At 59.2% G+C, this 13060-nt stretch carries 8 protein-coding genes and 2 pseudogenes; 1 reads left to right on the forward strand and 9 read right to left on the reverse strand.

Translation table 11 applies throughout. The features are described from left to right. The 3 genes and pseudogenes from V5B44_RS04930 to V5B44_RS04940 all read right to left on the reverse strand — a co-directional run bounded on the left by V5B44_RS04930 (position 1) and on the right by V5B44_RS04940 (position 4962). A pseudogene (locus V5B44_RS04930) lies at positions 1-3125 on the reverse strand (efflux RND transporter permease subunit). Positions 3126-3134: 9 nt separating this feature from the next. After that, positions 3135-4289, reverse strand: coding sequence for an efflux RND transporter periplasmic adaptor subunit (locus V5B44_RS04935; protein WP_332358001.1), 1155 nt, complete (start codon positions 4287-4289; stop codon positions 3135-3137). A 193-nt stretch (positions 4290-4482) separates the two neighbouring features. Then, positions 4483-4962 (reverse strand): hypothetical protein, encoded by a 480-nt coding sequence (locus tag V5B44_RS04940; RefSeq protein ID WP_332358002.1) that lies wholly within the window; start codon positions 4960-4962, stop codon positions 4483-4485. A gap of 469 nt (positions 4963-5431) precedes the next feature. Here V5B44_RS04940 and V5B44_RS04945 point away from each other — a divergent pair. After that, a pseudogene (locus V5B44_RS04945) lies at positions 5432-6557 on the forward strand (IS3 family transposase). A gap of 16 nt (positions 6558-6573) precedes the next feature. Here the strand turns inward: V5B44_RS04945 and V5B44_RS04950 are convergent. From V5B44_RS04950 to V5B44_RS04975, 6 genes are all read right to left on the reverse strand, one after another. Beyond that, a complete protein-coding gene (locus V5B44_RS04950) occupies positions 6574-7014 on the reverse strand; it encodes an OmpA family protein (protein WP_332358003.1) in 441 nt (146 codons plus the stop codon). A gap of 634 nt (positions 7015-7648) precedes the next feature. Further along, the gene (locus tag V5B44_RS04955; RefSeq protein WP_332358004.1) at positions 7649-8017 is read right to left on the reverse strand and encodes a cytochrome b5-like heme/steroid binding domain-containing protein; all 369 of its coding nucleotides are present in this window, start codon (positions 8015-8017) and stop codon (positions 7649-7651) included. After that, on the reverse strand, positions 8014-9219 hold the full coding sequence (locus tag V5B44_RS04960) for a ferric reductase-like transmembrane domain-containing protein (RefSeq protein ID WP_332358005.1): 1206 nt from the start codon (positions 9217-9219) through the stop codon (positions 8014-8016). Before V5B44_RS04960 ends, V5B44_RS04955 begins: the two co-directional genes overlap by 4 nt. A 75-nt stretch (positions 9220-9294) precedes the next feature. After that, positions 9295-9594, reverse strand: a complete 300-nt coding sequence (locus V5B44_RS04965; protein WP_332358006.1) for a hypothetical protein — start codon at positions 9592-9594, stop codon at positions 9295-9297. 34 nt (positions 9595-9628) lie between these two features. After that, positions 9629-9751, reverse strand: coding sequence for a hypothetical protein (locus V5B44_RS04970; protein ID WP_332358007.1), 123 nt, complete (start codon positions 9749-9751; stop codon positions 9629-9631). Positions 9752-10911: 1160 nt separating this feature from the next. Beyond that, the gene (locus V5B44_RS04975) at positions 10912-12708 is read right to left on the reverse strand and encodes a SulP family inorganic anion transporter (protein WP_332358008.1); all 1797 of its coding nucleotides are present in this window, start codon (positions 12706-12708) and stop codon (positions 10912-10914) included. Between the last annotated feature and the right edge of the window lie 352 nt (positions 12709-13060).

Here is a 13060-nt window from a genome sequence, read left to right on the forward strand (position 1 = left end):
TCAGTTTTCCTCCGTCTGGTCGGCATGCGCGTCGCCGGCCGGCAGTTTCTGCTTGCCGCGTTCGAGCCACTTGAAGAAGAGCGGAATGAAGAGGGTGGCGATGAAGGTGGCGGCGATCATGCCGCCGAAGACGCCGGTACCCATCGACTGGCGCGCGGCGGCGCCGGCGCCGGTGGCCTTGACCAGCGGGAAGACGCCGAGCACGAAGGCGAGCGAGGTCATGATGATGGGCCGGAAACGTAGCCGCGCACCTTCGAGGGCGGCATCGACGACTGACATGCCTTCCGCGTATTTCTGGGCGGCGAATTCGACGATCAGGATGGCGTTTTTCGACGCCAGCCCGATCAGCACGACAAGCCCGATCTGGAAGTAGATGTCGTTCGGCATGCCGCGTATCCAGATCGCCGTGAGCGCACCCATCAACGCGAAGGGCACGGCCATGACGACGGCCAGGGGCAGCGACCACTTTTCGTACTGCGCGGCGAGAATCAGGAAGACCATGACGATGGCGAAGGCGAAGGCCTGCATCGACGAGCCGGCGGTGCGCTTTTCCTGGAAGGCCTGGCCGGTCCACGAGATTTCGTAACCGCTGGGCAGCGTCGCGGCAGCAACTTCCTCAACGATCTTGATCGCGTCGCCGGAGCTGATGCCCGGCTTGCTGTCGCCCATGACCTTGGCGGCGACAAAACCGTTGAAGCGTTCGACCTGCTCGGGGCCGACCACGCGCTTGACGGTGGCGATGGCCGACAGCGGAATCATCCCGTTGCTGGTCGTGCTGCGCACATAGACCTTGCCGATGTCTTCCGGCTTCATGCGGTAATCGGCTTCGGCCTGCAACTGCACTCGATAGACGCGGCCGGCCTTGTTGAAGTCATTGACGTAAAGCGCACCCATCGTGCTTTGCAGCGTCGAATACACCGAATCGAGCGGGATGCCGAGCGCCAGCGCCTTCGGCTCGTCGACCTCGACGAAAAGCTGCGGCACGGTGGGGCGGAAGAAGGTCGAGATGCGGGTGAATTCCGGGTGCTTCTGCAGCTCGGCCATGAAGTTCTTGACCACTTCGTCGAGCTTCCTGGCATCGCCGTCGACGCGGTTCTGCACATAGACTTCAAAGCCGCCGGCGGTGCCGAGCCCCTGGATAGGCGGCGGGTTGAAGACGAGGCCCATGCCGTCCGGCTGCATCATGCCGATGCCCATGAACTTGCCGGCCAGATCCTGCGCCTTGGCATCGCGTTCGCTCCAGTCGTGCAGCGGGATGAACATGGTGCCGGCGTTCGGCTTGTTGCCGCCGCCGATCAGGTCAAAGCCGGAAACGACGAAGGTGTGCATCACTGCCGGGTCGGCAGCGATCGCCTGGCGCATGTTCTCGCCGGTCGTTGCCGTGCGCTTGAGCGTGGCGCCGTCGGGCAGCATGATGGCGGAAATCAGGTAACCCTGGTCTTCGGCCGGCACGAAACTACCGGGATGATGCGGAAGAAGGCGACAATACCGCCGATCAGGAGCACGAAAATCAGGCCGACGACGATACTGTGCTTGATGGTCAGGCTGACAACGCCGATGTAGGCGCGGGTCAGGCGTTCAAACAAGCGGTTGAAGGGCGCGAAGAACTTGTTTTCCGTGTGCTGCATCTTGAGCAGCAGCGCGCACAGGGCCGGCGTCAGGGTCAGCGCGACGATGCTGGAAATCGCCACCGACACGGCGACCGTCACGGCGAACTGCTTGTAGAGCTGGCCGGCGATGCCACCGAGGAAGGCGACCGGTACGAAGACGGCGACCAGCACCAGCGTCGTGGCGATCACCGCACCCTGAACTTCCTTCATGCCCTTGATCGCCGCCTGGCGCGGTGGCAATTTTTCTTCCGACATCAGGCGCTCGACGTTTTCGAGCACGACGATGGCGTCATCGACGACGATACCGATGGCGAGCACCATCGCGAACAGCGTCAATGTGTTGATCGAGAAGCCGAACAGCCAGAGGCCGGCGAAAGTGCCGATCAGCGAGATCGGCACGGCGATCATCGGGATCAGCGTGGCGCGCCAGTTCTGCAGGAAGATGTAGACCACGGCGAGCACCAGGATCATCGCTTCGACCAACGTCTTGACCACTTCATGGATCGATGCCGAAACGAAGCGCGTGGTATCGAACGGGATCACGTAGCTCATGCCTTCAGGGAACTTGATCTTGAGTTCGTCCATCCTCGCGGTCACTTTTTCCGCCACTTCCAGTGCGTTGGCGCCGGTTTGCAGGAATACGCCCATCGCGATGGTTGGCTTGCCGTCCAGCGTCACCTGCTGGTCGTAGCTGGCCGCGCCGAGTTCGATGCGCGCCACGTCCTTCAAACGCAGGACGCCGCCCGGGCCGCTGGCGCGGATGACGATATTGCCGAATTCTTCGGGCGTCAGCAGGCGGCCCTTGGCGGTTACTGTGTAAACCAGCTGCTGGTCGCTAGGCGCCGGCTCCTGGCCGATCTTGCCGGCCGCGTTCTGGGCGTTCTGGATGCGGATCGCGTTGGCGACATCGCTGGTCGTCAGGCCCAGTTGCGCCATGCGGTCGGGCTTGAGCCAAACGCGCATCGAGTAATCCTGGGCACCGAAAATGGTCACGTCGCCGACGCCCTTGACTCGCTTCAACTCGTCAACGATGTTCAGGCTGGCGTAGTTGGAGAGGAAGAGGGTGCTGAATTTACCCTTGTCGGATTCCAGCGCGACGACTTGCAGGATATCGTTCGAACGCTTCTGGACGATCACGCCGTTACGCCGTACTTCTTCCGGCAGGCGCGGTTCTGCCGCTTTGACCCGGTTATTGACGTTGACCGAGGCGATATCGACGTTGGTGCCGACCTCGAAGGTTGCGGTAATGGTGACCGCGCCGTTGGCCGAGGCCGACGAGGTGAAGTAGAGCAGGTTCTCGACCCCGTTCAACTGCTCCTCGATGGGGGCGGCGACGGTACGCGCCAGCGTTTCGGCGGAAGCGCCCGGGTAGGAGGCGGTGATCAGCACCGTCGGCGGGGCGATCTGCGGGTACTGCGCAATCGGCAGCACCTGCGAGGCCACCAGCCCGGCGATGACGATGATGATCGAGATGACCGACGCGAAAATCGGCCGGTTGATGAAGAATTTCGACATGGCGGATCCTTACTTCTGGGCCGGCTTGGCCGCGTCGGGTGCTGGCTTCGCGGCTTCCGGCGTACCGGCCGGCGGTGCCGGCGGGTGCGGATCGACCGGGGCGCCCGGCTTCAGCTTCATCAGATTGTCGATAATCACCTTGTCACCAGCCTTGAGGCCGTCGAGGACGATCCAGTCCTTGCCGAACCATTCGCCGGTTTTGATCGGGCGCGGTGCGACCTTGTTCTCAGCATCGGCGGTCATCACCAGATTGCCTTGCTCGCTCTGGATCACTGCGCTCTGCCGCACCAGGAAAACGCCGCCCTGTTCGCCGGCCAGCAGGCGAATGCGCACAAACTGGCCGGGCAGCAGGCGGCCTTCGGTATTACGGAATTCGGCGCGCAACTGGCGGGTGCCCAGCGTCGGGTCGATGGTGCTGGCGAGGAAGTTCAACTTGCCCTTGACCGGAAAGACGCTACCGTCCGACAAGAGCAGCTCGACGCCAGTTACCGTTTCCGATGTCAAACGGCCACCCGGCAGGCGCGCTGCTTCGTTCGGCGAGATGCTGAAACGCACCCACATCGGATCATTCTGGTAAACCGAGGTCAGCAGGCTGTCGGAGCCGACAGTCACCAGATTGCCCACCGATTTGGCCGCGCGCCCGGAGATGCCATCCACGGGTGCCGTGACCGTGGTCCAAGAGAGGTTGAGCTGGGCCTGACGCAACGCCGCTTGCGCCAGTTCGTTGGCGCTGATCGCGTCGTCGTATTCCTTGCGGCTGACGCCCTGGATGTCGACCAGCTTTTTTAACCGCGCCAGTTCGCGCGTCGCCTGATCCGCCTTGGACTTGGCTTCGGCCAGCGCGATTTCATAGGTCGAGCGATCGATCTGGAACAGCGGTTGCCCGGCCTTGACCGTCGCGCCTTCCTGGTAAAGCTGCTTCATCAGGATGCCGCCGACGCGAGCACGTACTTCGGTTTCCTTTGCGCCCTCGGTCTGCGCGACGATCTCGACCGCATTCGGCACACTGCGCGGCTGCATTTCCAGCACCGTCACCGGCATCGGCCCCATCTTCGGCGGCGCCGCATCCTGCTTCGAGCAGGCAGAAAGAGCAAAAGCGCCGACCAGCAGCGAAAGCAGAACGGGCTTGATGAAATGCGGCTTTGCTGCCACGGCATTGGACATGTCGAACTCCGGCGAACGAATAGGAATGGTTCGCATAATACATAGATTCGAGAATGTATGTAAGTGATATTTTTGTTACGGAGTTGGGGTTGTGCTTTGGCCGGATGGTGCCCTAAGCGGAAGTAGCAAGTTTGCGAAACCGGACGTTAAACGACAGAGTCCTGCAGTGCGGCACATTTGCTACAACGAACGGTTAGGTGCTGGACGACAAGAGTCCATTGGACTCAAAGTACGTTTGCCAGAACTTTGTCGCATCTTCAAGTGCGTCTTCGAACCACACTTCGGAACCATCCTCCCTCACCAGAATGAGTGCTGACACATCGAAGCCGCGCGAAAATGCACCATGCTGAAAGGCACCAGCGTGTTCTCTAGCTTCCCTTAGGCGCGGCGCATACTTTGTTATGTCCTTGTGTTTGGTCGCGTTGGCTACGTCTTGAAGCAACTCGAGGTTCCTGCATGCAGCTTTGATTGCCGTTTGAAAACCAGCGAGCGTAGCGAAGCCTAACTGCGGCCCATGCTCCTTGTAAATCCAGTCGCAAAGGCTCCATGCATCGATCGCACAATGATTTGCGCGCTCTGTGTTCAACGCATCCGATCGGAACTCTGACAAATTTTTGTGCAGCACTTCAAGAAGCGCTTTTGCATTCTCGCGACCGAAGGATCGCATAGCCATTACTGTGCACGACGGAAAAGCTTCAATGGGCTAACTGCAAGATGACCAAACCAAGGGAGTGCTTCATCCTTAAGCGACTGGCTTACATTGAATCCCGTGCGAAGTGAGAGCCTGAGTTCCTTGTCGAGGGTATTGCAGTTAGCGGGAACACTTGGCCCACTTGGTTTTTTCTTCCGCAAACCTGATACTGCTTTTGTGGGGAAATCGATCGTGAAGACGTAGTTTGCGCAAGTCGGTGCTGTGTCAACAAAGACAATACGTGTCTTTCCCCACTCAACTACCTCGTAGGTATCGAGGTTTACATGCAGACCCCTTCCCATAATTTGGGCGGTTGCCGATGTACAGCGCATAAGTTCACGCTCGCAGATGATCTCGGTGGTTAGAAGTGGCACCGGGAATCCGGACACTCGGTTAAGTGAAATCTCTGCTTCAATGGGCGATGGAAATCGCCTGCCAAGGAGCAGAAGCAATGAGAAGACCCCGTCGTAACCACACAGCCGCGTTCAAGGCCAAGGTAGCGATCGCCGCCCTCAAGGGGACGAGACGCTTGCCGCGTTAGCGGAGAAGTTTGACATTCATCCGAATCAAATTACGCAGTGGAAGGCACAGTTGCTGGAGAACGCCTCTGGCGTCTTCGCCACGGCCGCCGAGAAACAAGCGGCGACGCCAGACCTTAAAGAGTTGCACGCAAAGATCGGTCAGCAGGCACTGGAGATTGATTTTTTGGCCGTCGCGCTCGGTCGCATCGGCGATGCGAGCGCAAAACGATGATCGACAAGACCCACAGCCTGCCGGTCGTCAGGCAAGTCCAGTTGCTTGAACTTTCCCGCTCCTCGGTCTATTACCAGGCACAGCCGACGTCAGAGAACGATCTGCGACTGATGCGGCGCATTGATGAACTGCATCTGGAGCATCCGTTCGCCGGGGCGCGGATGCTACGCGACATGCTCAAACTGGAAGGTCACGAGATCGGCCGCAAGCATGTCGGCACGCTGATGAAGAGGCTGGATATCCAAGCCATTTATCGCAAGGCCAACACCAGTCGGCGCAACCAGGTACATCGCATCTATCCCTACCTCTTGCGCGATCTCACCATCGATCGTCCAAATCAGGTCTGGGCCATGGATACGACCTACATCCCGATGCGTCGGGGCTTCGTCTATCTGAGCGCCGTCCTCGACTGGGCAACGCGCCGCGTGCTGGCCTGGCGTCTGTCGAACAGCCTGACCGCCGACCCCTGTGTCGATGCCCTGGAAGAGGCGATCATGAGATATGGCTCGCCGGAGATCATGAACACCGATCAGGGTAGCCAATTCACCAGTGCCGCCTTCATTGGCTTGCTTCATGAACGTAGCATTCAGGTCAGCATGGATGGCAAGGGCTGTTGGCGGGACAACGTCTTCGTCGAACGCCTCTGGAAGTCGGTGAAGTACGAGGAAATCTACCTGCACGGTTATGACACCGTTTCCGACGTCAAACAGGCGCTGAGCCGATATTTCGATTTCTACAATCGCCGCCGTCCACATTCAACCCTTGACGGGCAAACCCCGGATACGGCTTACTTCACCCAGCCGCGGCTTGTCGCAGCGGCTTAACCCGCAGAGAAATCACTTAAGAAAACCGAATTTCTGTCCAACTGCGCGGGGCCACCTCTAACTGGCGTGGCGGTACGCCATACCCTCGTAGTTGAGCATAGACCGTACTAACACGCTTGTCGGCAATCGCAATGCTCATTGCGCGGCTCCCAAAGCTCTCGGCATGCCCGATCAAAGTGATCCGTGTTTTCGGGTTGGCCTTGAGACGTTCTGCATGAAGGCGCAGAGTTGCTTTGCCTGTCTCATCAATATCCGATGACCCCTGCTCGAAAAAGACGTTGTTCTCCGGCTCTACCGAGGCGATAACTTGTGATTCTGTTCTCGTGGGTGGCACCTCGGGTTCGGTTACCACTAGAGGTGTCGACTTGTTGACCGGAACCACGGGTTCTGGTGTGCTTGCACACGCGGCAAGTGAGAGAACTGCCAAAAAGCAAAGAAGCTGGAAAATGTGTTGCATTACAGTTCTTCCTCGACCCCGCCATCAGAATCGGATGTGCTCACGGCTTGGCCGGGCGGCGCAATATGCCAAACTTTGCCATCCGACTGGTGGTGCAAGCTGTCGCAGCTAAAACCAACTGCTCTGTCAATATCGTGCAGTCGCTGTACTACGACTGCGAGACTCGTACTAACTCGCGAAGAACGAATATTAGCGTAGTTGCATTCTTAAACGGCAGTCTCCGAACCAGCCAACGTTGGCCGATGAGTACTGGGGCCGATGTGCACATTCAGAGGCTGCGGCAGGTTTCAGATTTGAACTGCCCTTGGAGTGTCAGCTTTCGAGAAGAGTTCACCGACCGCTCATGGCCGGTTGTGACGGTCGGCACGGGGGGTTGGTCCACTCCGAGAACTGCTGGACAACCTACTTTAACACGTCGGCCAATCTGGCCGTACGGGTCTCGGCGCAAGAAGGATGCAATGAGCCGGTTAGCTGCCGCTCAGCTTCAGACAGTGTCCATTGGCAGCTACCTTGTACGATGAGCTCGAACTTCCGACCCTATGCCTTCATTGGTTGCCTCAGTGCTTCAACGATAGGTAACCGAATCCAGCGGTCGGCGAGTCTCATGGCATTCGAGGCAATTCAATGACTATGGTCAATGCGCTTTCGCCAATGTCCCGATACGGTATTTTGCCAGCAGTTCATCAGCATAAGGCGCATGCGGACGACCTTTAGTTTTCGTGTTGTAGGCTTCCGTCGCCTCCTTGCCGCACCAGGGCAGGACGATGTCCGGCGGCGAGGGATGAGCCGGCAGGTAGGCACTGAGGTCATACACCGATCCACGAATCGCCATCCAACAATTCCCCGGTGCAGCATGCCTGGCCAGTTCCGCCAGGGTAACGGCTTTTCCCTGGGCCTGCGCATCGCCTTGCTCGCCAGGATTCCAAAGCGCGGAGGTCATACCCAGACCGAAAACGACCAGCCAGAAGACTGTCGTTGAAACAATATAGAGTGTGCGAGTCATCGAAAGTCGAAATGCTCAAAGTGAATTCGTTCAATGGGGATGCTACGGTCAAGTAGCGCTCGGGAAACAGCCTCGATCAATCCCGGAGGACCGCAGACGTAGCACTCGTGGTTTGCCAGTGCGTCAGCCCCTGGCAATAACCGGTTCAGATTGGGCACTCCCGTTCCCGTAGCCTCCGCCTGCAAGACAAGTCCGGGGCTGTTTGCCGATAATGTGGTCAGTTCTTCGAGGTAGGCTGCATCCTGCTCGCCGCGATACAAATAGATCAGGGTCGTTGGCGTCTCGACCGACTGCTGCCGCAGAAAACCGATAAACGGCGTAATGCCAATTCCCCCCGCCACCCACAACAGCGGTCGGGACGGCAAAGCTTTCAGGAATTCGCCAAAGGGGCCATGCACTCGGGCGGAAACGCCAGGTTCCAGGTGCTGCATGCGTCGCGTACAGTCGCCCAAGGCCTTCACCCCGATGCGAAGTTCGTGCTCAAGCCCAATACCACTGATGGTAAATGGATGAAATTCGCCACAGCCTTTATAGCTTGGCCCCCTGAAGAATGCCGTCAGGACGAATTGCCCCGGCACGGCGTCGACCGGCATGGCCAATGGTTTGAGCGAAACCTCCACCATCGACTGCGCTACCGAGCGCACCGAAGTCACGATATAGGGCTTTGCGGCCGTTCCGAGGTCGACACGCAGCAGGCGCCAGAGCAGGAGCAGGACAGCGGTAGCCAGGGCAAGCAAGCCCCCGGCGCTAATCCCGAGTTGCAGGACATGGATAAAGCCGATCAATACGCCGAGTCCGAGCAAGCCGTGCAGCCATCGCCATGTGCTGTAGGCAAGGCGGCTCATGAAGGTAGTGGCCAAACCCAGCATCAGGAAGAGCAATCCAGCCCAGCCCAGCCAGACCGGCCAGTTTTCCGAAAACGGCGAGATGACTTGCCATGCCAGATTCGGCGACTCGGCCCAGCCGGCGGTGGCCAGGGCCAGTGGATGCAACAGCAGCAGCAGATAAGCCGCCATACCCGTTTGGTGGTGCCAAGCAGTAATTCGCTCCAGTCCACCCAGACTACTGGCCAGGCGAACCTCGCGCACCATTAGCAGCAAATTGAATAAAAGCAGACCTGCCCCCGCCCAGCCGAGGATGATCCCGATCGCACGCCAGAAAGGCAGCCCTTCGGGAAATGCCCAAAAGACAGGCGCACCCACGAAGAGCAAAAGCAGAGTCGGTAGCGACAGGGTACGCAGGCGAGACATTGAGGATTCCGCCATGACTTCGATGCTTCAGTTCGCCGGCTTCAGATGTGCGCAGATATCGCGCCCACCGGATGGCATTGCCGAACCCTTCTCTTTGGCACGTTGCTCCATCAGTCGGTGATGTTCTTGCTTGTAGGCCCGGCATTCATCGAGCGTCTTGAAGCCACGAACACGCGCCTGGTGTTCGACGCGCTCCTCCGGGGTCATGAATTGCCAACCCCGGGTATTGTCTTCACTCGCCCGCCATGGGCCGCGAGCCTCGGCGGCAAATGCCGCTGCTAGCAGCAACGACCCGGACAATGTCATCACAAGCCAACGCGATCTCATGGATGCCTCCCTGCAAGCCCTCGCCATCGGTGCTTCAGGCCGCGTCCTTGCCCTGCATTTCATCCGCTGTTGCCCTGAGGGCGATAGCAACGGCTGTCTTGCTGTCGTTGGGCAGCGTTCCCTCGAAGGACGCCAGAGCCTGTTTGATCAGTTCCATTTCAGTCTCCTCTTCCGATTGGTCAGCAACATCATGATGCGCTCAATTACCCGAACAAGGAATGCAAACGACCTGACTATCCTTGGTTCACACATAGGAGCGTGCCCGAAATTTTGTGTTTCCCGAATGTCTGGTATCCAGTAGGCAGCTGGGCTATTCGTTGCCTCACTTGACTGGCGGCAATGGCCGTGTAACTCACGGTTAGCCTCCACGACGTACGACCGTTCCACTCTGCTAGCTGCCGCTGAACATCTGACGGCACGAACGGCCGCAGAGGGTCGTCAGCACTCGGTGATGGATGGCAGCTTACGGGAAGCGAAAATTCACTGACCGCTTTCCGGCAACGAACTCGACGAGAGGTCGGTCGCACCCGACCCATTGTGACGTTCAGGCTATCTATAACCAGACCTTCAACGGACTCGCTCACCGACTCCGCATGGCAGAGGTGGGTGAAACACCCAGCCTTAACTTCTCTCTACTCGTTCTAGCGCGCTACAGGCGTACGTCACCCAAAATTCACCGTCGAACACCCACGCGGTTAGCTCCCCCGTTCCGGTTGGTTGCACTAACCCCTCCCGCGCCAACATTCCCAGCTGCTCCTGGTTGGTTGATACCGGGGTCCCGCACGCCTACGCCGGGTGCGCCTACGCCCACACCAGGTGCGACTCCCACGCCCGGAGCGCCGACACCGGGGGCTGCTACTGGGCGAGCAACACATCCTTTGGGTACGCCAACGCTCTTGCAATAGACGACGGCACTCGCGGGCATGGCAGCCATACCAAGGCCAAAAGCCAGCACTGAAGTTACAAATAAACGGTTCATCATTCACTCCCGCACACCAGTATAAACGCCAAAAGTGGCACCTCAAGATACGAACTGAGCTTACACCTACCCCGCCCCAATGACTGGTTTGGGCAGATGTTTTTTGCGTCCGTGCATGGCCAGGAGGGTGAAATCGTCAATGGCTGCTTCGGAGTATTTCAGTTCTCAGAACCTGGACTTGGCTGACTGGCCGGTTTGGAGAAAGCTGATCGACCGCTTGGGGTCGATAGGGTGAGTAGCCCTTTTCAGTAAGCAGCCGCTCGGATTTGTCGCCCCCTTTTTTTGGCTGGTCGCGAATGGTGGGTCTGCGGAGAAAAATGACCATGACCGGGTTCCGTTTATCCAGGTCTGCTGTCGCTCTTCTTCCACTCCACTGCGACATCAGGATAGGTCCTGAGATAAGTATTCACGGCTTCGCCGATGGTCGGAAAGAAGACCTCCGCACCAAGCCGTGAAAAGAGCCCAAAGCGCTTCAGCTTATCCTGGACGGGATCCTTCATCTCGGCGAAGCACAACTTGATGCCGGCAGCCCGCAAGGTCTCATCGAGCTTGGCGACGATGTCCGCAGCGGTGACATCCACGCTGGTCACCGGTTCCGCTGTGATCACCAGCCAGCGCACCGGCGTTGGCGAGGCCGCCACGGCGTCGAGGGCGCGCTCGTGGAACCACTCTGCATTGGCGAAAAACAGGGGTGCCGCCCAGCGGAACAGGACCAGTCCCGGAATAAGGCGGGCGTCGGGGTAGCGCGAGGTGTCGTGGTAGCCATTGATGCCCTTGACGCGACCCAGTACGGCTGAGTCCGGACGCCAGCCATCCCAGAGGAACTCGATTACCGCCAGCAGGATCGCCAGGCCAATGCCGGGAATGGCGCCCAGCACAACCACGCCGATGCAGCAGCCGATCGACAACCAGAACTCCCAGCGCTGAATGCGGTAAATGCGCCGCAGATCGGCGATCTCGATTAGTCCGATGGCTGCAGCGATCACCACGGCGGCCAGTGCAGTGTTTGGCAGGTACTGGAGCAGGTTGGGCGCCAACAACAGGAGCAGGGCGACAGCAACGGCGCCGACGACGCTGGTCAACTGCGTCCTGGCGCCGGCGGCTTCGGCTACCGGGGTGCGCGACGAACTGCTGCTGATCGGAAAGCCCTGAAAGAATCCGGCCGCAAGGTTGGCGGCTCCCAGCCCCACCATCTCCTGGTTGGGATCCACATAGGCGCCGGTCTTGTCGGCATAGGTACGTGAGAGCACGCTGGTGTCGGCGAAAGAAACGATAGCGACGGCAAAGCCACCCATGAGGACAGGAACGACATCGGCGAGCGTGATCCATGGAATGGCAAAGGCCGGCAGACCCTGGGGCAGCGAACCCAGCACTGAAACGCCATAGCTGTCGAGGCCGAGCATCGCGACGAGGACGGTCGCTCCGATCACGGCGATCAGTATCCCCGGCAAGTGCTTGCTGCGGTTGAGCAGCATGATCAGTGCCAGCGTGCCGCCGCCGACCATCAAGGCGGTCGAGTTGGTCTTGCCGGCCAGCAGCGCCTGGGCGAACTGCCAGACCTTGTTGAGCGGATCCTCGGCGTCGATCGAGAAACCGAACAGTTTGGGTAGCTGGCTGATCAAGACCGTCAGCGCAATGCCGTTCATGTAGCCGTAACGGATCGGTTTCGAGAGCAGTTCTGTGACAAAGCCGAGACGGGCGACGCCAGCCAAGATGCACAACACGCCCGACACCACCGCCATCATGCTGGCCAGAGCGATGGCGCGTAGCGGGTCGCCACCGGACAGCGGCAGGACGACGGCAAGGATCAATGTAGCCAGCGAAGAATCAGGCCCGAGAACGAGAATGCGGCTCGGGCCGAACAGCGCATAGGCGAGCAGCGGGATGATCGTGGCGTAGAGACCATAGATGCCCGGCACGCCCGAGGCCACGGCATAGGCAATGCCAACCGGCACCAGCATCGTGGTCAGCACCAGACCCGCGGCGACGTCATGGCGCAGCCAGGCAAGCTCGTAGTGACGCAGTGTCTGCAGTCCCGGCAGCCATTTGAGCCAGCCGGCCTGGTCGGCCGCACCCTGTCGAGGCGCGATGCGGCCCGCCTCCGGGATTGGGTCGCCAGGCTGCGATTCATTCATGGCAGCTTGAGGGAGAGAAAAATCATCGGCACCTGCGGGAGTATCTCTGGACCTGATAGCCGCGGTCAATCCTGGTGAATCGCTCCTTGGCCTTCCGGCCGAAGGGATGGAGTTGAACTGTTCAGGGTCAGATGTACGCGTTCGCAAGATCGGAAAGCTTCCGTTCGGGACGCTACCTTTTCGAGAGGCGGCTAAACGTCCTATTGCTGACTTAGTTACTCGGCAAGTTGAATGTCGGCAATGGCCGAGTTGTGCGCATTGCCCCAGAATCAGGTTACAAAGTGCTGTAGATACACAGGCTGGGTACTAATTCGGTTTTCATAACGTTGTCTTAACGGACATCGGACTGGGT

This window comes from Candidatus Accumulibacter necessarius, assembly GCF_036625085.1.

What these genes read in the sequence shown, in the direction of transcription:
- V5B44_RS04935 (WP_332358001.1), bottom strand. Translation starts at nt 4,289, where the DNA reads ATGTCCAATGCCGTGGCAGCAAAGCCGCATTTCATCAAGCCCGTTCTG.
- V5B44_RS04950 (WP_332358003.1), bottom strand. Translation starts at nt 7,014, where the DNA reads ATGCAACACATTTTCCAGCTTCTTTGCTTTTTGGCAGTTCTCTCACTT.
- V5B44_RS04955 (WP_332358004.1), bottom strand. Translation starts at nt 8,017, where the DNA reads ATGACTCGCACACTCTATATTGTTTCAACGACAGTCTTCTGGCTGGTC.
- V5B44_RS04965 (WP_332358006.1), bottom strand. Translation starts at nt 9,594, where the DNA reads ATGAGATCGCGTTGGCTTGTGATGACATTGTCCGGGTCGTTGCTGCTA.
- V5B44_RS04975 (WP_332358008.1), bottom strand. Translation starts at nt 12,708, where the DNA reads ATGAATGAATCGCAGCCTGGCGACCCAATCCCGGAGGCGGGCCGCATC.
- V5B44_RS04940 (WP_332358002.1), bottom strand. Translation starts at nt 4,962, where the DNA reads ATGGCTATGCGATCCTTCGGTCGCGAGAATGCAAAAGCGCTTCTTGAA.
- V5B44_RS04970 (WP_332358007.1), bottom strand. Translation starts at nt 9,751, where the DNA reads ATGGAACTGATCAAACAGGCTCTGGCGTCCTTCGAGGGAACGCTGCCC.